Annotated in this window: 29 protein-coding genes and 1 tRNA gene; 8 read left to right on the top strand and 22 right to left on the bottom strand. The window is 60.0% G+C overall.

Features of this window, described 5'->3' with window-relative positions:
* The first annotated feature begins 288 nt into the window (after nucleotides 1–288).
* On the top strand, nucleotides 289–1,437 hold the full coding sequence (locus LJ656_RS12965; RefSeq protein ID WP_230509792.1) for a site-specific integrase: 1,149 nt from the start codon (nucleotides 289–291) through the stop codon (nucleotides 1,435–1,437).
* 135 nt (nucleotides 1,438–1,572) lie between these two features.
* On the opposite strand, the gene LJ656_RS12960 is transcribed toward LJ656_RS12965, so the two are convergent.
* From LJ656_RS12960 to LJ656_RS12910, 11 genes are all read right to left on the bottom strand, one after another.
* A complete protein-coding gene (locus LJ656_RS12960) occupies nucleotides 1,573–3,087 on the bottom strand; it encodes an ATP-binding protein (RefSeq protein WP_230509791.1) in 1,515 nt (504 codons plus the stop codon).
* An 8-nt stretch (nucleotides 3,088–3,095) separates the two neighbouring features.
* Entirely contained in the window at nucleotides 3,096–3,872 is a 777-nt protein-coding gene (locus tag LJ656_RS12955) for a hypothetical protein (protein ID WP_230509790.1), read from the bottom strand.
* 2 nt (nucleotides 3,873–3,874) lie between these two features.
* Nucleotides 3,875–5,086, bottom strand: a complete 1,212-nt coding sequence (locus LJ656_RS12950; RefSeq protein WP_230509789.1) for a DEAD/DEAH box helicase — start codon at nucleotides 5,084–5,086, stop codon at nucleotides 3,875–3,877.
* A complete protein-coding gene (locus LJ656_RS12945; protein WP_230509788.1) occupies nucleotides 5,046–6,032 on the bottom strand; it encodes a DNA-methyltransferase in 987 nt (328 codons plus the stop codon). The genes LJ656_RS12950 and LJ656_RS12945 overlap by 41 nt, the downstream gene beginning before the upstream one ends.
* 669 nt (nucleotides 6,033–6,701) lie before the next feature.
* Entirely contained in the window at nucleotides 6,702–7,235 is a 534-nt protein-coding gene (locus tag LJ656_RS12940; protein WP_230509787.1) for a hypothetical protein, read from the bottom strand.
* Nucleotides 7,236–7,264: 29 nt separating this feature from the next.
* A complete protein-coding gene (locus LJ656_RS12935) occupies nucleotides 7,265–7,492 on the bottom strand; it encodes a type I toxin-antitoxin system ptaRNA1 family toxin (RefSeq protein ID WP_230509786.1) in 228 nt (75 codons plus the stop codon).
* 71 nt (nucleotides 7,493–7,563) lie between these two features.
* Entirely contained in the window at nucleotides 7,564–9,030 is a 1,467-nt protein-coding gene (gene trbL / locus LJ656_RS12930; RefSeq protein WP_230509785.1) for a P-type conjugative transfer protein TrbL, read from the bottom strand.
* Complete coding sequence (locus LJ656_RS12925) at nucleotides 9,027–9,215, bottom strand: hypothetical protein (protein WP_129560956.1); 189 nt, start codon at nucleotides 9,213–9,215, stop codon at nucleotides 9,027–9,029. Before LJ656_RS12925 ends, trbL begins: the two co-directional genes overlap by 4 nt.
* Before the next feature lie 12 nt (nucleotides 9,216–9,227).
* Nucleotides 9,228–10,001 (bottom strand): P-type conjugative transfer protein TrbJ, encoded by a 774-nt coding sequence (gene trbJ, locus LJ656_RS12920; protein WP_425605928.1) that lies wholly within the window; start codon nucleotides 9,999–10,001, stop codon nucleotides 9,228–9,230.
* 507 nt (nucleotides 10,002–10,508) lie between these two features.
* On the bottom strand, nucleotides 10,509–10,748 hold the full coding sequence (locus LJ656_RS12915; protein WP_230509784.1) for a TraK family protein: 240 nt from the start codon (nucleotides 10,746–10,748) through the stop codon (nucleotides 10,509–10,511).
* A gap of 188 nt (nucleotides 10,749–10,936) precedes the next feature.
* On the bottom strand, nucleotides 10,937–11,221 hold the full coding sequence (locus LJ656_RS12910; RefSeq protein WP_230509783.1) for a hypothetical protein: 285 nt from the start codon (nucleotides 11,219–11,221) through the stop codon (nucleotides 10,937–10,939).
* A 120-nt stretch (nucleotides 11,222–11,341) separates the two neighbouring features.
* Here LJ656_RS12910 and LJ656_RS12905 point away from each other — a divergent pair, with 120 nt between their 5' ends.
* Both LJ656_RS12905 and LJ656_RS12900 read left to right on the top strand, forming a co-directional pair.
* Nucleotides 11,342–12,034 carry a hypothetical protein gene (locus tag LJ656_RS12905; RefSeq protein WP_230509782.1) on the top strand — a complete coding sequence of 231 codons (693 nt, stop codon included), beginning with the start codon at nucleotides 11,342–11,344 and terminating at the stop codon, nucleotides 12,032–12,034.
* 256 nt (nucleotides 12,035–12,290) lie between these two features.
* Nucleotides 12,291–12,467, top strand: a complete 177-nt coding sequence (locus LJ656_RS12900; protein WP_230509781.1) for an AbrB/MazE/SpoVT family DNA-binding domain-containing protein — start codon at nucleotides 12,291–12,293, stop codon at nucleotides 12,465–12,467.
* A 344-nt stretch (nucleotides 12,468–12,811) separates the two neighbouring features.
* On the opposite strand, the gene LJ656_RS12895 is transcribed toward LJ656_RS12900, so the two are convergent.
* The 7 genes from LJ656_RS12895 to LJ656_RS12865 all read right to left on the bottom strand — a co-directional run bounded on the left by LJ656_RS12895 (nucleotide 12,812) and on the right by LJ656_RS12865 (nucleotide 17,078).
* On the bottom strand, nucleotides 12,812–13,789 hold the full coding sequence (locus LJ656_RS12895) for a replication initiator protein A (RefSeq protein WP_230509780.1): 978 nt from the start codon (nucleotides 13,787–13,789) through the stop codon (nucleotides 12,812–12,814).
* Nucleotides 13,790–13,792: 3 nt separating this feature from the next.
* The gene (locus LJ656_RS12890; RefSeq protein ID WP_230509779.1) at nucleotides 13,793–14,128 is read right to left on the bottom strand and encodes a DNA-binding protein; all 336 of its coding nucleotides are present in this window, start codon (nucleotides 14,126–14,128) and stop codon (nucleotides 13,793–13,795) included.
* Between the two features lie 301 nt (nucleotides 14,129–14,429).
* Nucleotides 14,430–14,505 (bottom strand) — tRNA-Ala (locus LJ656_RS12885).
* 65 nt (nucleotides 14,506–14,570) lie between these two features.
* The gene (locus tag LJ656_RS12880; RefSeq protein WP_230509812.1) at nucleotides 14,571–14,882 is read right to left on the bottom strand and encodes a c-type cytochrome; all 312 of its coding nucleotides are present in this window, start codon (nucleotides 14,880–14,882) and stop codon (nucleotides 14,571–14,573) included.
* A gap of 53 nt (nucleotides 14,883–14,935) precedes the next feature.
* Nucleotides 14,936–15,724: a BON domain-containing protein gene (locus tag LJ656_RS12875; protein WP_230509778.1), complete on the bottom strand. Its 789-nt coding sequence runs from the start codon at nucleotides 15,722–15,724 to the stop codon at nucleotides 14,936–14,938.
* A gap of 26 nt (nucleotides 15,725–15,750) precedes the next feature.
* Nucleotides 15,751–16,338 carry a phosphoheptose isomerase gene (locus LJ656_RS12870; RefSeq protein ID WP_230509777.1) on the bottom strand — a complete coding sequence of 196 codons (588 nt, stop codon included), beginning with the start codon at nucleotides 16,336–16,338 and terminating at the stop codon, nucleotides 15,751–15,753.
* Between the two features lie 269 nt (nucleotides 16,339–16,607).
* Complete coding sequence (locus tag LJ656_RS12865) at nucleotides 16,608–17,078, bottom strand: YraN family protein (protein ID WP_230509776.1); 471 nt, start codon at nucleotides 17,076–17,078, stop codon at nucleotides 16,608–16,610.
* Between LJ656_RS12865 and rsmI the strand changes: the two genes are divergently transcribed.
* A complete protein-coding gene (gene rsmI / locus LJ656_RS12860; RefSeq protein ID WP_230509775.1) occupies nucleotides 17,077–17,961 on the top strand; it encodes a 16S rRNA (cytidine(1402)-2'-O)-methyltransferase in 885 nt (294 codons plus the stop codon). The genes LJ656_RS12865 and rsmI overlap by 2 nt on opposite strands.
* A 187-nt stretch (nucleotides 17,962–18,148) precedes the next feature.
* On the opposite strand, the gene LJ656_RS12855 is transcribed toward rsmI, so the two are convergent.
* Nucleotides 18,149–18,739: a septal ring lytic transglycosylase RlpA family protein gene (locus LJ656_RS12855; RefSeq protein ID WP_230509774.1), complete on the bottom strand. Its 591-nt coding sequence runs from the start codon at nucleotides 18,737–18,739 to the stop codon at nucleotides 18,149–18,151.
* 644 nt (nucleotides 18,740–19,383) lie between these two features.
* On the opposite strand from LJ656_RS12855, the gene LJ656_RS12850 reads away from it, so the two are divergent.
* The 3 genes from LJ656_RS12850 to LJ656_RS12840 all read left to right on the top strand — a co-directional run bounded on the left by LJ656_RS12850 (nucleotide 19,384) and on the right by LJ656_RS12840 (nucleotide 21,207).
* Complete coding sequence (locus LJ656_RS12850) at nucleotides 19,384–20,028, top strand: MBL fold metallo-hydrolase (protein WP_230509773.1); 645 nt, start codon at nucleotides 19,384–19,386, stop codon at nucleotides 20,026–20,028.
* The gene (locus LJ656_RS12845) at nucleotides 20,025–20,657 is read left to right on the top strand and encodes a 3'-5' exonuclease family protein (protein WP_230509772.1); all 633 of its coding nucleotides are present in this window, start codon (nucleotides 20,025–20,027) and stop codon (nucleotides 20,655–20,657) included. Before LJ656_RS12850 ends, LJ656_RS12845 begins: the two co-directional genes overlap by 4 nt.
* A 91-nt stretch (nucleotides 20,658–20,748) precedes the next feature.
* Complete coding sequence (locus tag LJ656_RS12840; protein WP_012431468.1) at nucleotides 20,749–21,207, top strand: Lrp/AsnC family transcriptional regulator; 459 nt, start codon at nucleotides 20,749–20,751, stop codon at nucleotides 21,205–21,207.
* 31 nt (nucleotides 21,208–21,238) lie between these two features.
* Here LJ656_RS12840 and LJ656_RS12835 read toward each other — a convergent pair whose 3' ends face one another.
* The 3 genes from LJ656_RS12835 to LJ656_RS12825 form a co-directional block, all read right to left on the bottom strand.
* Nucleotides 21,239–22,531, bottom strand: a complete 1,293-nt coding sequence (locus LJ656_RS12835) for a cation diffusion facilitator family transporter (RefSeq protein ID WP_230509771.1) — start codon at nucleotides 22,529–22,531, stop codon at nucleotides 21,239–21,241.
* A 320-nt stretch (nucleotides 22,532–22,851) separates the two neighbouring features.
* Nucleotides 22,852–23,157 (bottom strand): H-NS histone family protein, encoded by a 306-nt coding sequence (locus tag LJ656_RS12830; protein ID WP_075294893.1) that lies wholly within the window; start codon nucleotides 23,155–23,157, stop codon nucleotides 22,852–22,854.
* A 394-nt stretch (nucleotides 23,158–23,551) separates the two neighbouring features.
* Nucleotides 23,552–24,232: a HugZ family pyridoxamine 5'-phosphate oxidase gene (locus LJ656_RS12825; protein ID WP_230509770.1), complete on the bottom strand. Its 681-nt coding sequence runs from the start codon at nucleotides 24,230–24,232 to the stop codon at nucleotides 23,552–23,554.
* Between the two features lie 175 nt (nucleotides 24,233–24,407).
* On the opposite strand from LJ656_RS12825, the gene LJ656_RS12820 reads away from it, so the two are divergent.
* Entirely contained in the window at nucleotides 24,408–25,622 is a 1,215-nt protein-coding gene (locus LJ656_RS12820) for an MFS transporter (protein ID WP_230509769.1), read from the top strand.
* The last annotated feature ends 165 nt before the right edge of the window (nucleotides 25,623–25,787 follow it).

Genomic DNA, 25,787 nt, shown 5'->3' with positions numbered 1-25,787 from the left:
CAGATCATCAACCAGCATGGCGATGCAAGTTAACATCGCCATGCCCCGTTTACAACTACTTTGCGCGGGAAACAAAAATGCCGTTCAGTCGCTTAACTGAACGGCATTACGGCTCGAGGCCGGTTTTTTCATTAAGGAATCTGGTGTGGTGGAGAGGAGGAGGATCGAACTCCCGACCTTCGCATTGCGAATGTAAAAACAGGGCTTAACGAATCAATAGCTTTGCGGAGTTGCCGGCTTTTATGGCACAATTTTGGCACACTGAGTTCAAGATGCCCCTTCCTCACGATGGCCGCTATCACCAAACGAGGCCCCTTCCAGTGGCGCGCACAGGTGCGACGACACGGTTACCCGGCACAGAGTAAGACCTTCAACACGAAAGCCGAAGCAGAAGCCTGGGCCAAAATGATCGAATCGGAAATGTCGCGCGGCGTCTGGGTGAGTCGCAGCGAGGCCGAGGCGACAACGCTCTATGAGGCTTTGAAACGCTACGCGGAAGAAATCTCGCTGCCGAAGAAGGGCGCGGCGCAGGAGGCTTCCGTTATAAAAACCTGCAAGGCAGCTGACCTAGCGAAGCGGCCGTTAGCCTCAATCCGCAGCGCGGACATAGCGAAGCTCCGCGACGAATGGCTAAAGGACTACAAGCCTGCCACGGTGCTCCGCCGCCTAGCTCTTCTCTCGCACGTATTCAACGTTGCCCGCAAGGAGTGGGGTATGGAAAGCCTCTCGAATCCAGTCGAACTGGTTCGGAAGCCGCAGCCGAACAATGCGCGGACGCGGCGCATCGCTGCCGGCGAGGCCACCGAGGAAGTCCCAGATGCCGATGCACCCGAATCAGAGCGCGGTGCGCAGGATGGCGAGCTCGAGCGCGTTGTTTCGGCAAGCAATTCGGCGCTGCTGCCCGCCATCATCTGGCTGGCTGTCGAAACGGCCATGCGCCGCGGAGAAATTGTGTCACTGCGATGGGAGCACGTAGATCTCAAGCGGCGAGTCGCGCACCTACCAGCCACAAAGAATGGAGATGCCCGTGACGTACCCTTGTCGCCTCGTGCCGTTGAAGTGCTCCAAGCCCTGAACGCCGACGGCCGCAATGACGCTAAAGATGCCCCCAAAGTTGCCCCCACAGATGATGAGCTAGGCAGCCATAGCAGGCGCGTATTCGGAATTCGTAGCGACGCCGTTACCAGGGCCTTCGAGCGTGCCGTAGCGCGCGCACGTACGCTTTACCTTGACGAATGCAGAGAAGCCGGCCAGCGGCCAGATCACAAGTTCCTGACCGACCTTCGGTTTCATGATCTACGTCACGAAGCAACGTCGCGCTTGGCGTCAATTTTTCCCATGCACGAACTGACGAAGATCACCGGCCACAAAGACCCGCGCATGCTGATGCGTTACTACCATCCACGCGCGGAAGAACTAGCGAAACGTCTTCAATAACGCTATATATGCCACAGTGAAACAGCACAGGGCGCTAACGATAAGAAAGCGCCCCGTCGGTTCTGCGGCGTAGCTTGAACGCACCACGCCTTATCCTTGCGCGTGCGCAATCGGACGGAGAACACAGGTTTGAAATCAGGTCTCGTCGCCAGTGTTCATTTCGATGTCAAATGGTACACGCAAAAGTCGATCCTTTAATATCGTAATAGTATTCGGATTTATTCCAGCGGATTTGTGCTTGGCTTGCCACTCTGCAATTCCATCATAGACACAATGCCTGAGATAATTCAGCACGCCGTCGCTGCCCTTCAACTGCTTCCAGTGCGGATGTGTTTGATTAATAATAATCAAGACCTCAGTTTCATGCGTCGAATCGTGAGTAACGTACGGGTCGTTTGGCGACATATCTGTCCTCAAATAACCCTTTACATTCAATGTCCCAACAACAGCAGAGAAGGTTGCCTCAAAACCTGATATTGATTCCGATATCGTTTGAATCTGCGTATCCACGACTTCTGGAGGCGGGACAGGGTCCACTAAAATAGCATCCACCATCTCCGGCGAGGTAAGTTCCTTTTTTAGCTCATCGAGAGCGACGTTAGTTTCCGCCTCGGAAGGCCCGCGCTCGTCATCATCTCCTTTTCTCCGATCCCTTGCGGTCTCGCGATAATCCTCGCAACATTCAAGAAGCTTTTTTTCAACCTGCTCTTCATGATCGCCGAGCCATAGGATATCGTCCTTCGTATGGCTCACTTCAAAGCCATCGAGATGAATTTCGCCAACCAAGCGCTGATTGACCAAATCGTTCGAGCCTTGAAACTGCCCGTAAAGGCTTGAAGGGCGCCAACTGTCGGGCCATCCACGCACAACGCGGCCGCAATGAATCACGGAGAACCCCGCGTCTGCTCTTCCACCCCTGTCAAGAATGCCGACCCAACCGTGAACTTTCCGCCCTTCAACCTCAAACGAAAAATCCTTTTTGTACCTAGCGCCATTGATCGCCGTAAGAAGCCGATCATCCAACTCCTTCCATTCAAGCGGCGTACCGTTCCATGTAAGCCGCAGTCGCTTTAACCTGAAATCTTCGCGGTACATAGAACTCAGGAATTCTCGAATTTTGCCGAGCGTCCGCCCTTGGAAACTCCGATTCAAGTCGGAAATTTCAACCAATGTATAGTGCTTCTCCGGCAAACGCCCGCCAATAGCTTTGTATTCAAGCGCCCCCTGGCCGGCAGCAATTTTTTCGACATTAATTGTCGCTTGATGCTCGACGGTCTCCCCCAATTTCTTGGTTTTCACCGTCCAGACGTTCCCGAGCCAACAGGCTGCCGTCTTCAGCCCCATTCCGTACTTTGAGCGGCCCGCAGTGTTCTTTGGGGGGAGCGCGACATGAAGCGCGTGCTCCAAGTCTTCCAGCGACATACCGATCGAATTGTCACTGATTCGCAATTCGCCGGCGTCCTTATCATAGGCTATCGACACTTCAAGAATTTCGCCCTCTTTCTTGAACGCCTCATCTAGCACATCTTTATTGTCGAAATATGCCTGCGTCGAATTGTCAATAAACTCCGCGAGCGCATGCCACGGCGTGTATGCTAAGCGCCTATATGAGTTAATTGCGTCGAGACCGATTTTTAATTCAAGCGCCATATACCGTCCTATTTCGATTCCTGCAAAAGAAATGACCCGTCCTCGATCTCTATTAGCTGATAGCGCAGCTTCTTATTGAGCGAGATTGGCTTTGCTGACGAGAGATATACTCGATCGTGAATATCGATTCGCCCCCATTCCGTGACTCCGCTGCGAAATTGCACCTTCAACGTCTCGCCGTGTGATACAGGCAGAATTCCTGGCGAGTGCAATCTAAGCATTCGAGCAAGTTCAACGGTGCACTCACTACTCTGCACCTCCGATTCAGCGGGCTGCTCGCCATTCAATCGGTATAGGTACCTATTATGCTCTGATCGGAACACCTCAAGGACAGTAACCAGAGCGCGGTATGGCCGAAGCTCCCTCGCCCAATCCGGACGTGGAGCATTCACTATTACGAGGACACCGGGAGGATAGCCTTTCACCATCGAGTGGAGGCGTTCCAAGTCAAAGGAGCCGTCCTGCGCGTGAAGATATTGCGCCTCGGATTCGCCGTATAGGGCGCGGCTTAACGTCTGAACCTGAGGTCGCACATGTTGCTCAAATGGATGATGACCTAGTTCTGCCTCGACCACCCACCAGTCTCGATATCTCCGGTGGACAAGCGCGAGATCCGCTTTCGCGGCAGAGGTCTCGGAATACACCGTCTTCTTAAACTTGACGAGGCGATACGCGGGAAACAAACTTGCGGCGTGCTCGATCAGAATGCGCTCGTACTCTTCCTCGTAGAGCGCTTCTGTGGAAAGCTGTTCAAACCAATCGCCGTTATGAAGAATTTTTGCCATTGCTAGGTCCTAACTTGGGCCCAATCCACGCTACAGACGCTGCCTAACTGCTCCGCTTCGGACCGAAGCCTTGCTTCCTCAACGTCAGACGCATAAATGGTGTATATGTCGGCGAATTCTTTGCCTGGCGCAGGGCGAAGCACGCGGCCTAGCCGTTGCACCCGCTGCCGTACGCTGGCCGTCGAGCTGGCCAGGATAGCTACTGCCGTTTCGGGAACATTGATTCCCTCATCCAACGCCCGACAACAAATCAAAACGTCGTAAACGCCCTTACGATAAAGCCGCAGATTGTCGCGTCGAAGCGCCGGCGCAATCCCAGCGTGATAAATCGTTGCGCTTTGATTACGGGCCTTCAAAATCGCGAGAAGTTTATTGGCTGCATCCACTCGCTCGTGAAAAACGATTGTCTTTTGTCCTTTATGTTTTTCCGCCAATTTTATGGCAACAGGAATCCGCATCGTTGCTGTTGCTAGCACAGCCGCTCGTTGCTGCAACAACCGCTTGAGCTTGTCTTCCGAACCGACGCTTTTACTAATCTTTGCCCGCTCAGTCGCGATACGCCGCGTGAGCTTGTCGAACGCGAGCTGTTCATCTTGCAACATCTGGACGCGGACATTGTGAAGCGCAAACGGGCTGATCACATCGTCGCGTGCGGCGCCGACGTAGTCGTAATCGTAAATGACCGGCCCAAGGACGGGGCGAACCAGAGTTTCGAAGCCCTCGTCATATTCCCGCTCTGGCGTCGCAGATAAACCGAGCGTTGCGACGTATCGACCTCGCAGAGCAAGCGCGTTTTGCGGGCTACCAGCGCGATGACACTCATCAACTATGAGCATTGAAGGCACGTCTATGGAGAGACGCTCGGCTAACCCGCGGGCAGTATTGATCACAAGGACATTGATTGGCCGCGGGCACTCCGGCTTCTCGTCCGCTGAGTAGCAGGCAATCTGCCCAGCGGGAACCCCGGAGTCCTCCGTCAGACTGACGACCCATTGGTCAAGCAAGGCCGTTGTTGGAACGACTATAACGACGCGCCCCTCGGGGTATTGACGCTTGAACTCGGCGATGCAGAACTGCGAAAAGATAGTCTTCCCACCACCGGTAACTACGCGCACAACACCTTTCAAACCCTCCTTCCAACGAAGGAGGGCCTCCAATTGCCAACCGCGCGGCTCAACCCTCGGTTTCCAGCCCGACGGCACTGATTGATTCATTGGGAATATGAATGCTTTCTGAATCAAATCGACCAATCGAGCCCCGGATGTAGTCAATCGTTGGTTCCACGGCGATCCACCTACGGTCGAGGTTTTCTGCGGCGAAGCCGGTAGTGTTACTACCGCCAAACGGGTCCAATACGATATCGCCTGGCTCGGTGAGAAAATTCACAAAGAACTCTGGCAATTGAACCGGCATACGCGCCGGATGAAAGGTAATTCCGTGCGTCCGGCAATACTCTTGATAAGGATCGTTTGCCCGCGTGTTAGCTATCGAGAGAACACTGGGAGCAATTGCACCGCCATGGTCCGTGGCGAACGACTCCTCGCTGATGTGATGCTGCGACGGCCGCTTGCCTGCATTGTATTGCTTGCTTTTCAACAGCCGCGTCATAGACGGGCTGTATTCGACCAATACATTCTTGTTACTTGCCTTCGGCCGTGTACTCGGCGAGAGCCACCATAGACGCGTAAAGCTATCCTTTAGGCGAATTCGCTCAATCGTCACCCATTGCGCAGGACTTGGAAGCCGTGCTGGATTGTGACAAATGAATTCTTGGCAAAGATGTAATTCATTCGCCTCCTGAAAGCGAAGCAGCGCCTTCAGACCGAGAGTAGACATCGTCGGCAGCCCAGGCTCCCAGGAGTTACCTAGCTCTATGACAATGGACCCATCGGGAGCCAATAGGTCACGAAACAGCGAGCCAAAGCTTGTGAACCAATTCAAATACTCTTCGCCCTGCAAATTCCCATACTTCTTTTTGGTATTGAGAGGAAAGGGCGGCGACGTAAAAATGAGTTGGACCTTCCCTCGAATTGGGTCCAAGTCTTTGTGCTGTAACGCATCTTCGGCGAGACCATGCAACATCACGCCGCGCGCGGTCGAATATGCGGCGCTGCCAGGCAGCTTCGGCAGAATATCGGTCGGTCTTTTCCGGGGTCTCACTGGAGCATTCCTTTAAATCTGTTTATCTGCCGCTTAGAGTTCACTTCTTCGTCGATCGTGGTTTGGCTGCCACTTGCTTTCCAGCCCTCCGAGGCGCATCAGCAAAAAGACTGATCTGCTTGCCGTCTCCGTACCGCTCGGCGAAAGAGCGCATGAACTCTCGCAGTACGTCCGATGCATGGCGATTTTCCGCAATACACGCCCCCAGGAACGCTTCACGGAGTTCCCGTTCGACACGGATTCGGACGCCAACATCTTTCGCAGACATACGTGAAATCTTAACAGATGGCTACACAAATGTGTATCCATTCCCTTGACGACAGTCCCATACAAATTGAATACCGGCCAGGATGCCTGGTGGCCGCCGCAGCCTACGTACGAGGCCGACATATGGCCGAACCTCCCCCTATACCAGCCGATCCGATAGCCAGGCTTCGCCGGCAGCTACCGCTTCACCGCGCCTCATATACCGGCCTGATATGGCACTATAAATACCCCCCTCTTTGGTCGCTACCTCCCACCCCAAGTCGTCCCAAGTTCGGCAGACGACATAGGCGTATTCGGCGCCCGTGGCGGCCATTTGTGCGATTGCCAATTCGATTTCCGGACGGAGCGATGGCGAGCGATTGACGACGCAACGAAGGGAGTCCCTTAGATTCGGAGCCTTTGTCATGTTTGTACGTCAGAAGTGTGGGAGCGGCTTGCACGAGCGCGGATGTCGTCCGCCGAAGCTATCGCCAACGCAATGAAATCGCGTTCCGGCATCACCTCATAGGTCCCGCGAAAAGGCAAATAGAGCTCGACTACCCACAATTCGCCTTCTTGCCGACCTGCATAGGGGTGCAGAATCTCGCCATCTGGCCGTTTGCGATCGAACCGCAGAACCCCTTCGTGCGGGTACGGATGCGCATGCCGAATCTCCATCATCCGCACAACGACCTCATGGGGAAATCCAGGGTGCGCAGACGTGTCTGCGGCATGGACCGCTGCGCGAATCGATTCTTTTACCGTGAGAGAACAGCGCTCGATTTCCACTTCGTCGAACACTTCCTCTTTGATGATATAAGGCGGGCCTTCATACCAATGAGGATCATCGTGATCCAAACGGATCGCCAAGATGGTTCGCGTACCCACGTCGGTGCAGCGCCACCACCCAGTGCAATCCATGAAAGTCAGGCCGAGATAAAAGTCAGAGTGTTTCACGAAAGCTCCTATGTCGATGCCTCGGTGCGCTAGTGCTGCAACGTTTGGCGCACAGCGGTCATCGCCTCGTTGAAATCAGAGTGCGTCGCGCGGCCCGTTTCGGCCTGGTAGAAGACGACCATAAACAGGTTCGCAACGGCCTCCGCGATTGTCGATAGCTCCTTAGCTGTGCTCTGGTCTATGAAGTCCAAAGCCGCGAGATGCATTGTCGCGTGACGGATAACTTGCCGCGCTTCGGTATCATGCGTGATTGCCATGCCTCACCTCTCAAGCAGGTGTTGTTACGTGGAAGTGCCGGCCGGTTGCCGCCGGCCGGTGCGCTTGCTGTCTAAGCCTCGTCCTCAGTTGGACGATGTTTGTTTACGAACGCAGCTACCTCGTCGTTCATATTGCCCCCGGCCATCGCGCTTTGCCGAACCGCACCGAGACTGTCGCCGGCGAAATTCGATTCGGTGTCCGTGCTGGCGCCGCTCCTGCTCGAAATCGCCGACGCGATCTTGCTGCCCGTCGTCTGGGCAATTCGTTCCTTCGCGCCGTCCATCATGTTCGCGGCCTTGTCCTTGGCGACTGCGCCCGCACCCTTGGCGAGATTGGCGCCCATGTCCGCAGCGAAGCGGCCGGCCGTGCTCATGGCAGACATGAAGCCGCCGCTGCCGCCCGACGTGGTACCGCTGCCCAGGCCGCTCGAGCCGCTGCCACCCGACGAACCACCGCCCGACGAACTGCCGCCGCTGTTCGAGAACATGCCACTACCATCGCCCATGTTCTGCTGCGCTGACTGGAACGCCGCCTTGAGAGCCGATGCTCCTCCGGCCGCGCTCGTCGCACCGGTCATCGCAGTAGAACCGACAGACGCCGCTGCACTCGCGGTCATGGCGGCAACAGCCATCACCGAGCCAACCCCAACACCACCAATCGAACCAGCGCCACCGACGCCAACAATGCCTGCGATCCTCGGCGGTATCTTGTTCGTGAGATACATCAACACGAATGCGGCTATAAGCATGATCGCCATTTCCTTGAGATCGATTCCGGCTCTCATGCTGGCGTAGTACTCGTTGATGAACGTCTTGCCGATCCCGATGAGCAGCAGCATCACCATCATCTCGGCCCCGATCGCCAACACATGCTTGTAGTAGCTGATCGCGATATCTGACGTCCAGCGCGCCCCGCCAAAGCCAAGAAAGAACACCCCGCCGTAGATCATTATCCAGGCCGACACAAAGACGAGGAGCAGGTTCACACCGACAATCGCAAGAACGATCATCACGACCAACGCCATGAGAAGACCTACGACGCTGTCCGTCGGCGACCAGACCGAAGACTGATCGAGCGCCTTGGTAAAAATGTCATAGCCGATTTGCACGATACCTCCTGGCGTAAAATCGGTTGACTGGCCGATGGCCTTCGCGCCGATTATCCACATCGACTTGACGATGGAATCGGCAATCGCAGGCCCGTTGGACAGAATCCACCAGAAGAAGCCGAGCACGGTGAAGAAGCGAACGATCTCAGCCAGTGCCTCTTGAATGCCGCCGTTTTTCAACGCCAGCAGCCCGAACGTCCATACCATGCTGATCAGCGCGAGGCCCCAAAACAACGATGATGCATAGCTCACCATGACGCTGCCCCACGCGCCGGCAGCGGCCTGGTATTTCCCCATCACCGAATCGACTACGTTGGAGTTCAGCGGTGCGGCTGCAACGGTTGCCGTATAGGCGATGGCCGTCGAAGCAACGGCAAGGCGCTTGCAGCCTTTCGAAAGCGTCGTTTTCATAGCGCGGTTCCTCGTCATTGGTCTTTCTTCTGCGGTGGTGACGGCGTATCGCCCCACGTCCAGTTCTTTGGAGAGGAACTGACGATGTTGCTTCCATCGCGTAGCTGCTTCGCAGCTGCCGCCTGCTGGGCCTCGATCTGAGCGCCCTTGTCCTCACAGCCTGCAAGTGCCGCGATCAGGACGAGAAAGATAGTGAATTTCATCGCCTGTCTCCCTTATTCGAAGGTCCAGTTTTTCGGCGTCGAGCTGGTGATGTTGCTTCCGTCACGAAGCTGCCGGCCGGCTACCGCTTGCAGGGCTTCCTTGTCGGCCACGTTCTCAGCCCGCGTCGCTTGCGCCGCTGCCTGTGCGGCCAACATGCCCCGGATTTGCAGGAGTTGGTTGTTCGTCGCGCTCGCAAGCTGGTTTCCGGCCTGCATGGCCTGCATCTGACCTTGGGCGGTCATCGCCTGCGATTGCAGTGAACGAAGGTTCGCGGCGTCGCTCGTTAGCGTTTGCTGTTGTAGATCGACCGCTTTAAGCACGGCATCGTTGGCGCTCTTTTGCGCGGTCGAGCCGTTCGACTGCGCGGTCTGCAAGGCCTGCATTTCGCTCGATGAGCAACCGCCCCCGCTAAAGCACGGCGACGTTTTGTAGTAGTTCACGTCGCCATAGCGCGACAGGTACGAATCGAGACTGCCGGCCTGGTTCTTGTAGTAGCTCAGCGAGTCTTGCGCCTGAATCAGTTTGTTCATCGTCTGCTGCGCCTGATCCCACACCCACGCGGCCGGTGCGAGCGTGTTTTGCAGCATGTTTTGGTACTGCTGCAACTGCGTCCCGTACTGCTGAATCTGCTTCTCGACGGCAGCGACGTTCTGTATTGCGCTGATCGTTGTTTGTACAACGTTCGTGCCGTCGATCACCGGGATGCCGGCGTGTACCTGGCCACTGAACGCTGCTGCGATTCCCATAGCCAATACCATCTTGGCAGGGCATGTTGCTCTACGCATCTTGGTTCTCCTTCGATTGGTGAGGCGCCGCGCAAAGAGCTGAGCATCGATAGCGATGGGAAGCCCGTTTTAGCGGCTAAAAAATTCATCCGAGGACTAGCCGCCGAACGACAGACCGCATCTCGTCCCGTGTGGCTGCGACCTTCGCCAGCACGGTGCGGATAGTCGCTGGTGTGAAGCCGACCGGCACCTGCACTGAGCGGCGGTAGCCGCTGCCTCGAAGAGCAGGATTCCCGTTGAGCGCCGAAGGCTCGAATAAGGGGGAGTGAAGAAGGAACACCGGCTTGCCGGTGGGCCTACTTCACATATCCTGCCCCGAGATTCACTCTGTATTTTTCGAGGGAAGGTCTGCAACGAAGCGTGCTTTCCCTGTCGAATACGTTGCATTTGGCTGTTTTTTTTCGATTGATCGAAAGAACAATGTGCGAATGCCGCATTGGTCCAAAAAGGACATGCCTTGTTCGACTCCAGGAAGGCGATGGATGAATGCAGCAAGGTCGCTGACCATTACCGACCCACGTCCTGCTTGCGCGTCAGTTCGTTGGCGTATCGGCGGAAAGCTTGGTAGCCGTAGTGGATATTTCCTTCTTCCACGAGTGCCTCCCAGATGCTCATTAGCGAATGCCCGTCGTCGATGGCTGCTTGAACTTCTGTGCGCACGAGGAGAAACGCTGCTCGATTTCTTGCATTCCGTCCGATGGACTGCATCAAGGCGCGTTCGGCGATTCGTTCCGACAGAGATTTCATGGCATCAAACCTCGTAGCCGTGCGACAACAGCACCTGCGCCAAGTTGGCCTCCTCCCAACTTCCTGGACGACTAATCACCACGCCGGCGTCTTCAGCAAGCATTGCAAGCAACTTTGAGGGCGTCAGTTCACCGTGACTCGCGAAGCCTTCCCGTAGCTTGTGCGATTGAGTGCAGCGAGTCGCATGCTCACGAAGATTCGCCGCTGTCGTGTCCGATATCTCTATTGAAATTCGCTTCACCATGTAGGCCTCCTTGTTCACCGATGCCGCTGTCGAAAAGACGTGCAACTGCCTCAGTGGGGAAATACATGCGGCGACCGATATAAACCTTCTGAGCGTTGAGATACCGAGCCCATTCGCTCTGCGATTTGAGTAGCGCCATTCGTAAGCCTTCCGGCTTCCGGCTCAATGTCGTAGCCAGTTGCTCCAACGTCATGACTGCGCCGTATCGCTCTTTCAAAATGTCGAACATTGAACTCACACACTTGGCTTGAATCCGATTGATTGATGTTGTTGCGTGAATTCTTGAGCAAGTGGGAATAAAATTGCAGTGCGAATAATCAGGCGTTTTCTTACTAGGGCATGAAGACCTATGGCACGACATGCACGAAGCGATTCGGAGAAACGGCAAGGTGGAATGCGCGCGGCTGCGTTATTGCACGTACTCGCCGCTCGCATGGGAGCGAAAAATCCACACCAGTTCGCGGCGCGCTTTGATGACAATGTCGGCATGCTGACTCAGCAATCCGGAAAATGGCGACTCAACTTCGGTGGCGTAAAGCCACTGTCGACACAGCAAAGAAAGCTGCTGGCGCGTCTTGATGCCGATACTGACGCACTACATGAAAACGGCCCGGCGGGACTATGGAAAGCGATGTGGGGACGAGTGGCCGAGTTGCAGTTGATGCTTTCCGGCGAACTGCAGGAATCGCGTACGCTTGATATGGTTCTCGCCGAATTTGAGGCCGATCTGCTGCTAGCCGAGTACGATCATGCGTCCCTTACGCTTGAGCAACTCGTGAAGGCGATTGCCTTGTATCGGCTGCATCAGGAACTCGAGGCTATCGTTCCCCTCGGTCTTGATGGCGATGGAATATGCAGATGCCTGCGGCTATGCTTGGATAATGACCAAGTACAGCGAGAACTCTTCCATCTTGGCGTCCTACAGGCCGTCAACGCCGAACTGTTAAGCTGGATTGTGTCTCGACCCGATTTGGAGGTGGCGTGGGCAACGGCCGAAGCACGATGGAATACCGTCGCGCCTCGGCTAGACTGGGTCAGTTGAACTGATTGGGAATTTTAGCGGCTAAAATGCGCCTGCTCGCTTCCCTCAAGTGTCAACGAAATGCCTTGAAGGGTAGTGCTTCAATTCAGCAACGGCTATGTGCCATCCAAATTTGTGCGTCAAATCAACATTTCTTGACACATGAGGGACAAGTTGGGAGAGCACCGCGACACGGCGCGACGACCTATTGCGCACCGCCATGAAGATTGACGTTTGCGGACACAGCATCGCGATACATCAGCCGTGGATGTGAGTCATGTTCATACTAACCGTTACTGCGAGAGGCCAGGTGACATTGCCGAAAGAGGTTTTACAGCACCTCGGCATCAAGCCTGGCGAGAAAATCGAGCTGGACTTGCTACCGAACGGGCGGGCCATATTGAAAGCCTCACCGTCGGCCGGAAGCAGAAACCCATCTTCGACGGCAAGGTGAACCTGGAAAAGTGCTGCCGATCGAAGACACGAACCAAATTGCAACGCGGGCTGGGCGCGGAGATTGGACAAAGAATGAGGGCTTCCGCCGAGACTCACGGCCTTGCACGGGCCAACCCTTAACAGGACGCGGATGTTAAGGTTTATATAGAGTTAAATCGCGCGCGCGCGTTACGGTTCTTGAAACCCTTGCGGTGCAAGGCTCATAGGGATGTTCTCATCCCGAAAAGCACGAAGTGGCTCATCCCAAAAGGCACGTGTAATCCACTGCCGAGCATCCCTAAAGGCACGTGGTAATTCACAGCGCGAGCAGGTTATCCACAACGGCCGGCACGCGATTCAGCATCATTTGAGTCCACCGAGCTTACGAGCATGTGCCTTCTCGCGAGCCTTTGCCGGGGTGTGAGGCAAGCCCTTCATCATGTCTGCGATCTCGGCCCGATAGCCCTTTGGGCCGTTGGCATAGAACGTCACGTGGTCGGCCTTAGGATCGTAGGCCATACGGTAGTCGGGTAGCTCGCCGGAGGCGGCCAGCGCCTTGATAGCCGCTCGAAATTTGAATAGCTTGTCGGCGCTGCCGCTCTTTTCGTGCAGCGTGGCGATGCTAGGCTTCCAGCTCGGTTGCCTGCCGCAGTGTTTGCGGGCCAGTTCGTATATGCGCCGGTCCAGCGGCTTGCGCAGACGGAAGTAGTCTGGTGAGAGGGTTAGCACGTGCATAGCATCCACGCTGCGAAACAGCCAGTCTGGCAAGGTCACTTCCACAGCCACCATGCGGTTGTCGCCATCACGCTCGACGAGCTTGGCCGAGTCGACTAATCCGAAGAACCCGCGTTCGCGCTTGCCCGCCGTCTCGATGTTGGTTTCGATGCGCGTGCCGGTGAGCCGCGCGAGCATCTCTCCCAATCGGATATAGGCGCGCCCACTGGTATCGCGATTGGTCGTGTGCAAGAAGTCGTAGGCGGTGAAGCGTACCGTGCGTGCGATCTCCCGGCCACGGTTCTTCGCCTCAACCAACTGGCTGATGCAGTAGATCCATAGGTCTTTGTCATGGATCGTAGCGCAGCCGTCGACCCCGGGTTTCACAGTTACCGTAGTCCCATTTCGCTCGTATACACGTACGCGACGGTCGCCGGCGCGTAACGCGAACAAAGGGTGCTCCATGCTCGCCACGTCGTCCTTCGGTGAAGCATCGAGAATGTCCGCGACGAAGAAATCGCATTGCCGGTGCCGGTGCGGTGCAAGGCGCGAGTGCGTCGATGCAGACGCATCGCAAGCACCGCCAGGCGGCGCCAGCGGCGTCGCCTTGACGATGAATGCTTGCATGCCTCACCCCTTGGCCGTGGCTTCGGTGGTCAAGGGGTTGACGCCGGCTTGCGTGCGACATTGGTTCCGCTGTCGTGCTACCTGCTCGGCCTTGGTAGGCCGCCCCCGACGTGGTCGCGAATCTTCCGCGACTACCAAGGCCACTGGGCGAGACATACCCTCGACATGGGCCGCTAACCAGCGTTCAACATCCTCGGCGCGCCAGAGCAGGCGCTTGGTGCCTGGGAGACGACAGATAGGAGGGAGAGATTGTGGATTGCGGGTCGCATCGCTTCGGATGCTCGCAATCGATTTGTGCAGATAGACGGATAGCTGCTCGACCGTGATCAGTTCTTTCATCAAAGAGATCCCACGGCGGGTCGACAAGAAACCCGGCCGGATACTCTCTCCGCGCACGATTGATGAAAGACGGTGCCAGCCGTCTGCTGCCGATGTGATCGGCCAGCGGACAAATCATACAACGAATCGATGGGATGCTGAGCACTTATGCGCAGTTGATTGCAGCCCGTAAGACGCAGGAAATGGCGCAGCGTTGCCACTTGGCACAAATATGGCACACACGGTATGCCAAAACCTGCTTCCGAATGCAAAACAACGCACTACATCGCAAGACGTAGTGCGTTGTTTTTATTGAAACTTTTGGTGGAGAGGAGGAGGATCGAACTCCCGACCTTCGCATTGCGAACGCGACGCTCTCCCAGCTGAGCTACCCCCCCGACACGAAAATCATTCTAGCACAGCAATTTTCCGTTTTGCCAAGCCGGGCGGCTCGGGGAAAACCTCATCTGGACGGCGCGCCCTGCAGCACCCAATCGACCACCGCGCGCACGTCCGCATCGCTCATTTTCGGATGGGCCGGCATCGGGATCATGCCCCACACACCCGAGCCGCCGTCCTTCACCTTATGCGCGAGTTTCGCCGGCGCCCGCGCATCGCCCTTGTATTTCGCGGCGACCTGCTCGAACGACGGCCCGACCAGTTTGCGATCCACCGCGTGACAACCCATGCACGCATTCGCGAGCGCGATCCGCTGACCGGCCGGCGGGCCGGCCGCCTGCGCCTGCGGCGCAAGCCCACCGATCAGCACGCCCAGCCCCAGCGCCAGCGCGCCGCCAGCGCGCACGGCGCGCTTCACTGCGACGCGCGTCACTGCGGCGCCTTCGGGTTACCCGGACGCACCGACGTCGACGAATTGACCGGCGCCGGCGCCTGCTGCTCGAGCGGTTGCGAGCTCACGCCCGAATCCGGAATCGCGCCGACCGTCGGTTCGCCGGCGTCGGGCTGCGACGCGGTCACCGGCGTCGCCGCCGCGGTGGCGGCGGCCGCCGCTTCCTGCGGCTGGATGTACTGGAACACCTTCACGACCTGCACGACGCCGGGCACGCGACTCGCGACGTCGGCGCCGCGATTGCCCTCGTCCATCGTCACGAGGCCCATCAGGTACACGTTGCCGCGCTCGGACACTACCTTGAAGTTGTTCGCCGAAATGTCCTTCTCGGCGATCAGCGCGGTCTTCACGCGGGTCTCGATATAGGTATCGTTGGTGCGCGACGAGAACGAGCTGGCCGGCATGATCGCCAGTTCGTTGACGATCGTATTCACGTTGTTCAGACCGCGCACGATGCTCTCGGCGCGCTGCTTCGACGCATCGCCCGCGACCTCGCCGGTCAGCAGCACGCGGCGGTTGAACACCGCGACGTTCACGTGCGCGGAGTCCGGCAGATTCTGGCTGATCTGCGACAGCGCCTTCACCTGGATCTCGCGGTCCTCGGTCTGCGCGCCGAGCGTGCGCCGGTCGGTCGCCATCAGCGCGCCGCCGCCGGCCGCGCCCGCGACGGCAAGGAAACAGCCTTGCAGCGCGGCCGACAGCCCCGCCGCAAACCCCACCACCAGCACGGTTCTCACCAGTGTCTTCTTGACGCGGAATACGCTCATCAACTAGCTCTCCTTCGGAATCAGTCTCAGTCTTCGCCGAGCAACATGGCATCGATGCCGTCGCACAGGCAATGGATGGTCAGCAGGTGCACTTCCTGGATGCGCGCGGTGCGATCGGACGGTACGCAGATGTGGATGTCGGTATCGCTCAGCACCTCCTGCGCGCGGCCGCCGCCCTTGCCGGTCAGCGCGACCACGATCATCTCGCGCTCGTGCGCGGCTTCGATCGCGGCGAGCACGTTCGCGGAGTTGCCCGACGTGGTGATCGCGAGCAGCACGTCGCCGGGCTGGCCGAGCGCCCAGACCTGCTTCGAGTAAATCTGTTCGAACGAATAGTCGTTGGCGATCGCGGTCAATACCGACGTGTCGGTGCTCAATGCGATGGCCGGCAGGCCCGGCCGCTCGCGTTCGAAGCGGCCGATCAGCTCAGCGGCGAAATGTTGCGCGTCGGCGGCCGAACCGCCGTTGCCGCAGGCGAGGATGCGATTGCCGTTGGCAAGCGCGGCGAACATCGTGTCGACCGCCGCGGCGATCGGCATCGACAGGGTTTCGAGGGCTGCGAGTTTGACTGCCGCGCTGTCGCGGAAGTGTTGTTGGATGCGTTCGACTGACATCGAGTCTCTATCTTCTACCGCTTGGTTTTACCGTTCAGGGACCGCACTGCGCGGCCATGTTATGAAGTCGTGCTGCCAGTTGCGTGCCGGCGATGAATTGCGCCGTTCTTGCCGCGCGCGGGCGTGGGCGCGAAAAACCTCTCGAAACGCGTGGCTTTCTGCGTGATTGCGCGCGTCGCGCATCACAGAGCGCGCCGGCACGCCTGACACGCGAGCGCAAGTTTATCGCACTCACGCGGGTCACCCGTACGGGCTGCTCGTGCGGGCCATCAAACTTCGTCGGCGCGAAACGCGTCGCGCAGCCACTCGAGCCGGCCGCCTTCGAACGCGATCACGTCGAACCGGCATGTGGGCTGCTCATACGGCTCATCGCGCCGTGCGAGCGTGGCGAGGTAGTGCCGCGCCGCGCGCACGATGCGCTGCTTCTTGCGCCAACCGATGCTCGCCGCCGCGCCGCCGTAGTGCCGCTGCGCTCGCGCGCGCACTTCGACGAACACCAGCGCGCCGTCGCGGTCGCGCATCACCAGATCGATCTCGCCGCCGCGGCACGCCACATTGCGCGCGACGAAACGCAGCCGCTGACGCTGCAAAAAAGCCTGTGCACGCGCTTCGAACGCGGCGCCGACCGTTTTGGACCGGGCCGCGGCGGAAAAGTTGTCGCGCGCCGCCGAGCCCGATTCGCGCGAGCCCACATGGCACAATGTCGGCCTCGTTCCGTCTGTTTGCGTCTTCCGTTTCATGACTCCTCTCTCCGAACTCGCGCAAGGACAGCAGTACCCGAGCGCCGCGCTGTATGTCGTGGCCACGCCGATCGGCAACATCGCCGACATCACGCTGCGCGCGCTGCACGTGCTCGGACTTGCAGACCGCATCGCCGCCGAGGACACCCGCAATACCGGACAGCTGCTCGCGCGCTACGGCATCTCGAAGCCGCTCGTCGCCGTGCATCAGCACAACGAGCGCGCCGCCGCGCAACGTGTGATCGAATTTCTACAAGCGGGCGAGCGCGTCGCCTACGTGTCCGACGCGGGCACGCCGGGCATTTCGGACCCGGGCGCGAAACTCGTCGATGCGGTGCGCGAGGCCGGCTTCGCGGTGATCCCGCTGCCCGGCGCGAGCGCGCTCGCGACCGCGCTGAGCGCGGCCGGCAACTGGGTCGCGACCTTCTCGTTTCTCGGTTTTCTGCCGCCGAAGCCGAAAGCGCGCACCGCTGCGTTGCAGGCGCTCGCGCAACACTCGCACGCGATGGTGTTCTACGAAGCGCCGCATCGGATCGTCGAAACCGTGCAGGCGCTCGCCGATGCGTTCGGCGGCGCGCGCCGTCTGCTGATCGCACGGGAACTGACGAAGTTACATGAAGCGCTGCACCAGGGCACCCTGGCCGAAGCGCCAGCATGGCTCGCGGCCGATGCGAACCGGCAGCGCGGCGAATTCGTGCTGGTGGTCGAAGGCGCGCCCCCGCAAGCGGCCGGCGAACACGATCACGACGCGCTGCTGGAACTGCTGCTGGAAGAGATGTCGGTGAGCGGCGCGGCGAAAGTCGCGGCGTCGCTGACGGGCGCATCGCGCAACGCGCTGTATTCGCGCGCGCTGGCGCTGAAGGAAGGCAAGTCCGACGCGTGACGCGCTAGCCACGCACAGACCAATATGGACTAAAAAAGGGCCGCATAAGCGGCCCTTCGTTTTTACAGCCAGTGCTCCGGCAACTCGATCGCCAGCAGGGAAGCCCGCACGATCCGCAAATTGCAAATTGCACTGCTCACTACACGGCGCGGCGGCACGCACCGCGCCGCCCTTACCACCTTTCAAATCACTTGTCCGAGTTCGAAGCCAGTTGCTCGTTCATCTCCGCGCGCGCTTCCTGTGCGGTGATCCCTTCGATCTGGACGCGTGCGGTGCCGCTGTGGCGCATGTCGAGCTTCGAAGCGGCGGCCATCGACAGATCGATCACCCGGCCGCGCGCGTACGGACCGCGGTCGTTGATGCGCACGACCACCGAGCGCGAATTGGACGGATTGGTCACGCGCACATACGAGCCGAGCGGCAGCGTGCGGTGCGCGGCGGTCAGCGCGTGCATGTCGTAGCGCTCGCCGTTGGCGGTGCGACGGCCGTGGAAGAAGCGGCCGTACCATGACGCGCGGCCGGTCTGGCGAAAGTCCGACGCGTCGGCGCCGTCGTCGGTGAGCGGCTTCGCATCGGCCAGCGGCGTGCTCGTGGCGCTCGAGCTCGAGGCCGGCGCGCTGCCGAACGACTGCGGGCCGAAGCTGGTCAGCCGGGCATTCTTCGTGCTGCGGACGGTGTCGGTCGCGGCCGTGTCGGACGCGCCCGGCGGCGTGGCACAACCGGCCAAGGCAAAAAAGGCAAAAACAGTCCCCAGACCGCGGGTTAGCCGAGTTTTCATAAGACGTGCAATCACATTGTCGAGCCGCGTCACCCGCGTAAAGCTGGGTATGTTGCTTGCGACTCCGGCGGTAGGGACGACAACGCGCCGCGCTAACAAGCGCAGTACGTCAAAGCCCGGAGCGGCTCACTCAGCCGCTAACCGCACGGTTAATTTTCACGTCTGGCGCAACCTGTCCCCGGCAGCCTGACCAGACCCCACATGCCGCCAACTGAACGTGGCAATCACGTTCTTGCGCGCGCAACTCAGCGCACAGGAACGGCGGCGTAGGCCCCACCCAGCGTCACGGATTAGTTCCGTAGCAGGCGCGCGGCGCCTGGCTGGGCAAGACGTGTGCATCGAACGCATCGATACTTGATGGCCGTCGGCATTCCGACAGCCCTTACTTGAATGGCGAGCGGCGTACCTTTTCGATCGGAACGCATCGCCTCGTGGCAGCACAATTTCTGTGCATGGGGCGCATTATACCCAAAAAAAATTTTCGGGATGCCGAACGGCCCAATTCGTTGATTAATCTTCACATTTATCGCAAAAATGGGCGGCCAAACAACCCGCGGGCGCACGTCCGCAACGCTCTTCGCGCGGGCTCCGGCGACGGCCGTGCGGCCGGTACAATCAACGTTTTTCCAGTTCGCGGTCAAGCCATGAAAGTCACCCTGATCCCCGTCACGCCGTTCCAGCAGAACTGCTCGCTGCTCGTTTGCGAAGCCAGCGGACGCGCGGCCGTCGTCGATCCGGGCGGCGACCTTGAACTGATCCAGCAGGAAATCGCGCGGCAGAACGTGTCGGTCGAAAAGATTTTTCTGACGCACGGCCATATCGATCACTGCGCGGGCGCGAAGACGCTGGCGACGCACTACGGCGTGCCGATCGAAGGCCCGCATCCGGACGAGCGCTTCTGGCTCGACAAGCTGCCCGACCAAAGCACGCGCTTCGGCTTTCCGGCCGCCGAAGCGTTCGAGCCCGATCGCTGGCTCGATGACGGCGAAACCGTGCAATTCGGCGACGAAACCCTCGAGGTCTACCACTGCCCCGGCCACACGCCCGGTCACGTCGTGTTCTTCAGCCGCGCGCATCGCCTCGCACTGGTCGGCGACGTGCTGTTCGCCGGTTCGATCGGCCGCACCGATTTTCCGCGCGGCAATCATGCCGACCTGATCCGCTCGATCCGCGAAAAACTCTGGCCGCTCGGCAACGACGTCACGTTCGTGCCGGGGCACGGTCCGACCTCGACGTTCGGCGCCGAGCGCCGCAGCAATCCGTACGTAGCCGATGGAGTGGGCGCATGAGCAGCGAAATCTATGTGAGCACCGACGTCGAAGCGGACGGTCCGATCCCCGGCCCGCATTCGATGCTGAGTTTCGCGTCCGCCGCGTACAGCGAAGACAAGCAGCTAATCGCGACCTTCTCGGCGAATCTGGAAACACTCGAAGGCGCCGCGCCGCATCCGGTCCAGGAAGCGTGGTGGAAAACCCAGCCGGAAGCGTGGGAGGCGTGCCGCAAGGATCTGCAGGCGCCGGCGGCGGCGCTGGCCGCCTACGTCGACTGGGTGGAGGCACTGCCGGGCAAGCCGGTGTTCGTCGCGATGCCGGCCGGTTTCGACTTCACCTATATGTTCTGGTACATGATGCGTTTCGTCGGCCGCTGTCCGTTCTCGTGGTCGGCGCTCGACATCAAGACGCTCGCATTCGCGATGACCGGGCTGCCGTATCGGAAGAACATCAAGCCGCGTTTTCCGAAGCACTGGTTCGACGAGCATCCGCACACGCACGTCGCGCTCGACGACGCGATCGAGCAAGGCGCGCTGTTCTGCAACATGCTGAAGGAGCTGCGCGCGAGCCGGCCGGAGCAGCCCGTAGCGGACAAGGAAGATGGGGACGGCTCAGGGCGAAACGCCGCCCCGGACCCAGTAAAATAGGGCAATCTCGCTCGCGGGAGCCGTTTTACATTGCGTTTCGTTTTCGCGCCCTCTACCATGCGGTGATACGGCGACGCTAACGGAGGCGCAGTTGACACTCGATACGTTCTCTCAGAAGATCCTGCGCCTGCTTCAGCTCGACGCGCGCCGTTCGGTGCAGGAGATTTCCGACCAGGTCGGGCTGTCGAGCACGCCGTGCTGGCGACGCATCAAGGACATGGAACAGTCGGGCGTGATCCAGCGCTATACCGCGCTGCTCGATCGCGAAAAGCTCGGCCTGCACGTGTGCGCGCTCGCGCACATCCATCTGACCCGCCACACCGAGGGCGGGGTCGAGCAGTTCGAACGGGAAATCGCTACCTGCCCGGAAGTGACCGAGTGCTACAGCACGACCGGCGAATCCGATTACATCCTCAAGATCGTCGCGCCCGACATCAAGGCGTACGACAGCTTCCTGCACGAACGCATCTTCAAGATTCCGGCCGTCGCGCAAGTGCGCACGAGCGTCGTGCTGCGCGAGATCAAGTTCGACACGCAGTTGCCGTTGTGACGAGCGATGCGCGAGGGGGCTAGCACGGCCCTTAGGCAGCGTTCTGCGATTCGCTGCTTTTCGCCTGTCCGGCCGCAGTCGCCGCTTTCTTCTCCACAGCCCCGGCAATCGACGTGGCCGCCACGTCGCGTTGCAGCAGCACGTCGAGTTTGCGCGCGCCAAGACGGCGCTTGAGCGCATCCAGATCCACGCGGTCGAGCGACGGCGCGGCGCTTCCGGTTTCAGAAATCCACGCGGCATCCCCCGCACCCGCCCCGTCAGCCGCACCCGCCCCCGCCCCCGCCACCGGCAAAATCACCTCCACATCGAGCCCGGTACTCAGGTAGTGCAAATTCACCGCCGCAGCCTGCAAGCCGCTACCGGCCAGCGCCGCATTCACCTCGGCAAGCACCTTCTCGCGCGGCGGCAAATCGACCGGCGGATGCGCGAGCGCATCGTTTTCCGGATCGACGTGAATCAGCGCGTCGAGCACACGATGGTCGCCAAGCACGCGCAAGCGCGCCGATTCGGCGATGTAATGCCCCTCCGACACCGAGATCAGCGGATCGACCAGAATATGCGCATCGACGAGCGCGAAATCGCCCATCTTGCGCGTGCGCATTTCATGCACGTCGCGCACACCGGGAGTGGACAGCAGCAGCGCGCGCACGTCGGCGGCGGCGGATTCGTCGAGCGCGCGATCCGACAGGTCCTGCAGCGCGTCCCAGCCGAAGGTCCAGCCCATCCGCGCGACCATGAAGCCGACGATCGCCGCCGCGATCGGATCGAGCAGCCGCACGCCGGCGAGGCTGCCGATCACGCCGATGCTCACCACCAGAGACGACGCCGCGTCCGAACGCGCATGCCATGCATTGGCGATCAGCATCGCGGAACGCACGCGCTTCGCTTCGCGCAGCATGTAGCGAAACAGCGCCTCTTTCGACACCAGCACGAGCGCGGCGACAGCGAGCGCGCTCGCATGGACCGCCGGCAGGCTATCCAGAGCGGCGAGCCGCGTGCCGGCGCCCCATAACATGCCGACGCCGACAGAAATCAGCACGCCGCCGAGAAATAACGACGCCACCGTCTCATAACGGCTATGTCCGTAATTGTGATCGGCGTCGGGTTTTGCGCCGCTATGCCGATTGGCGAGCAGCACGACAAAATCGGAAAACAGATCGGCCAGCGAATGAACGCCGTCGGCAACCAGCGCCTGCGAGTGCGCGATCGTGCCGATGCCGATTTGCAGCGTCATCAACACTGTATTGAGCGCAATACTAGTAAAGGTGCTTTTGCGCGCAACGCGCTGTTTCTCGATGGATTGGTCGATCGGGGCGGACGTCATGCTGGGAGCGGAGAACGGAAAAGAGTACAACTCGACGGAATGCGATTATTGTACCCGCCGGCACTCGGGCCGAGCTTGGCATACGCCGAAAAAATCCTTTGGGATCAATCGCTTATCTGAACGACAAGCATTCTCGTTCTGGTTATCCAAAGCTCGCGGGCAAGCCGGCAGTCTCTTAAAAAGCAAAAAGCCGCGCGTCCCAGACGGTGCGCGGCTTCATGTGCTCAATCCGGAAATCATGCGGCGTTATAAGCGCCGCTTCATTGCCGGTAATCGTATTACTTGCTGCTGGCCGGAGGCATTACTTCCGGCCACCGGTATTACTTCTGGATCAAAAACTTATCGCGATCGAGGCCAGCGATCCAGCGCGGCGGCTTACCGCGGCCCGACCACGTGCTGCCGCTTTCGGGATCGCGGTATTTCGGTGCGACGCCGGCTCGCGGACGAGCGGCTGCTTTAGCGCCCTTCGGTGCGCGGCCCCCGCCGAGTTCACTCAGCGAAATGCCGTAGTCGGCCATTTTCTGCTTGATCTCATTCAAGACTTCCGCGTATTCGCGCGACTTCGCTTCTTCAATCTGCTTTTCGAGCTTCTCGCGCTGCGCGAGCAGTTCCTTGTAAGAAGACATAGTTTCCCTTGTGGTATGGATAAATGACTGCCGGTCTTCAGCCGGCTTGCCTTTGAAGGTTTCTTGCCTCGGAATTTGACGGCGAGATTAACACAAAATAGAAAGACTGCAAAAGCGCAAACTCAAATTTAATTTAAATTCGTTTCAAAAAGTTTCCGCGCGGCCCGTGCTCCGCCGGCTGCCTTTCAATTCGCTGATTTCAGATTTTGCTGAAAAAATTCCCGACAGTTCGGTATTTATACGATTAACTAGCAAAAAATGCGATTTGAGATAGCAGCGGTCATGAAAACATTTCACGCCGTGAAAACTTTTGTCTCGATAAACATTCTGCGTTGAAACAGAAGCGGGCCGCCGGTGACGCGCACCGGCGCGCTTTCCCGAAAAGCGATAATGCTTAATTCGCCTGTCGCCCGATGCAAACTTCGAGCGCCGCATGCAATGTTTCGTGGTCGGCGGCGACGCCGTCGAATGCGCAACGCACGCGCGCGCCGCCGCGTTGCAGATCGGCGCCATAGCGGTCGACGCCGATCAGTTCGAAGGACTCCGCACTGCCTGACCCGTTGGCGGCGGTGAGGCGCGCACCGAATTCCTCTATCAACGCGTCTTCCTCGTCGGTGTCCAGAGGCGGCAGCGGATCGAGTTCGGCGCCGTCGAGCCAGCCCATTGCGCCGAAGCCGCCGATATAGCGCAGCCGTTCGAGCTCCATCGTCCAGAACGTGAAGTCGCCGAGCACCAGGTAGCGCTCCGCGTCGGGGTGATAACGCAGATAGCGCCGCACGACCTGCGCACTCGCCTCGACCGGCGCGAAGCGGCCGAGCAGCGTCACGCGCTGGCCGACCAGCACGTCGCCGTCGGGGGCATCGACTGCCAGGAAACCGGCGCGCGGGTCCGCGACCAGATTGTGGGTGTGCTCGGCGAGGCGGCTGATGAGAATGGTCGGCTGATGGCGCGGGTCCGGCGCGAACGGCAGTACCGACGGATAGGGAAAGCCTTCCGGCTGACGCGCATGAGTCGCGAGCGTGCCGACCGCGGCCGTGTGCAGTAGATGCAGCGGAGCATGAGCGGGAATGTTCACGGCAGCGTACCTCGCGAGTCGGAGACGGGGCGCACGCAGGATCGCGATGCCCACGCTGAATCGTACGTGCGCGCGCCCGCCGCTCCAAGCATAAGCGCGTGTGCTTCGATAGAATCGGAAGCTTGCTTTCAACCTGCCTTCCATCGTCCTCACGCCCTCTGCGCCCGAGACCTCCGTGCCCGACCACCACGCCTCCGAATTCGCCGTCCTGCCGGCCGCTCACCGCAACCTGTCCGACACCGAACGGCAGCGTGCGCGCTTCGCCACGATGGCGGTGTTTTTCATCGCCGGGATGATGTACGCATCGTGGGGCGTGCATGTGCCGACGGTGCGCGACCGCTTCCAGCTCAGTCCGGCGCTGCTGTCGTTCGCGCTCTTCGCGGTGGCCGGCGGCTCGATCGGCGCGATGGTGACGAACGCGTCGTGGATCGCGCGGGTCGGCACCCGGCGCGCGTGCCTGACCGGCGGCCTGGTGATGGCCGCCTGCGCGGCGCTGATTCTCGTCGTGCCGGCGTACTGGATGCTGCTGGTCGTACTCGCGATCTTCGGCGCCGGCATGGCCACGCTCGACGTCGCGATGAACGCCGAAGCGAGCGCGGTCGAAAAGGCGGTCGGCAAGCCGATCATGTCGTCGCTGCACGGGATGTTCAGCCTCGGCGGGATGTTCGGCGCGGCGGTGGGCGGTGCGCTGCTGTCGCGCGGGATGGCGCCGGCCCTGCACCTGGCGCTGGCCGCGGCGGTCAGCGCGCTGGTGCTGGTAAGCGCGTGTCCGGCGGTGCTGCCGCACGTGCCGCACGCCGAGCATCCCGATGCGGCGACCCCGCGCGCGAGCCGCTGGCGCTCGCCGGCCCTGTGGGCGCTGGGCACGATGGCGCTGGTCGCGTTGATCGCCGAAGGAGCGATGTACGACTGGGCCACCGTCTATATGCGCGACGTGGTGCTCGCCACGCCCGCGCTCGCGAGTGCAGCGTATGCGGCGTTCTCGGGCGGCATGGCGCTCGCGCGCTTCGCCGGCGACGCGGTGCGGGCCCGCTTCGGCGCGCCGCAACTGGTGATGATCAGCGCCGCGCTCGCCTGCGCGGGGATGGTCGACGCGCTGCTGCTGCCCAATCCGGTGGCCGCGCTCGCGGGCTTCGCGCTGATCGGTCTGGGGCTCGCGAACATGATGCCGGTGCTGTTCGCGGCGGCCGCGAGCGTGAAGGGCATCCACGCGGCCGAAGGGCTCGCGCACGTCGCGGGGCTCGCGTATTTCGGGCTGCTGCTCGGACCGGTGATCATCGGTGCGGTCGCGCAGGTGACCAATCTGACGATCGGTCTGTCGGTCGTCGCGCTGTGTTCCGCGTCGATCGCGGTGGCCGGGCCGAAGGTGTTGCGGCGTTTGAAGATCTGACGCGAGCGCGCGCCGGCTCGCGGTCGGCGCACGCGGGGGCCAGACGAAAAACGACCGCTTGCGTTACGTTACGCGCGACCCCGCGTGCGATCGTGTTCCTCGACACATTCCTTTTCCGCTTCGTTGACGGCGCCGGCCATTCGCCCTCGACGCTTTGATTCCTAT

Source organism: Paraburkholderia sejongensis, assembly GCF_020880815.1.
GTDB lineage: Bacteria > Pseudomonadota > Gammaproteobacteria > Burkholderiales > Burkholderiaceae > Paraburkholderia > Paraburkholderia sejongensis.
The sequence above is the reverse complement of the archived record's forward strand: the minus strand, read 5'-3'. Positions and strand labels throughout refer to the sequence as shown.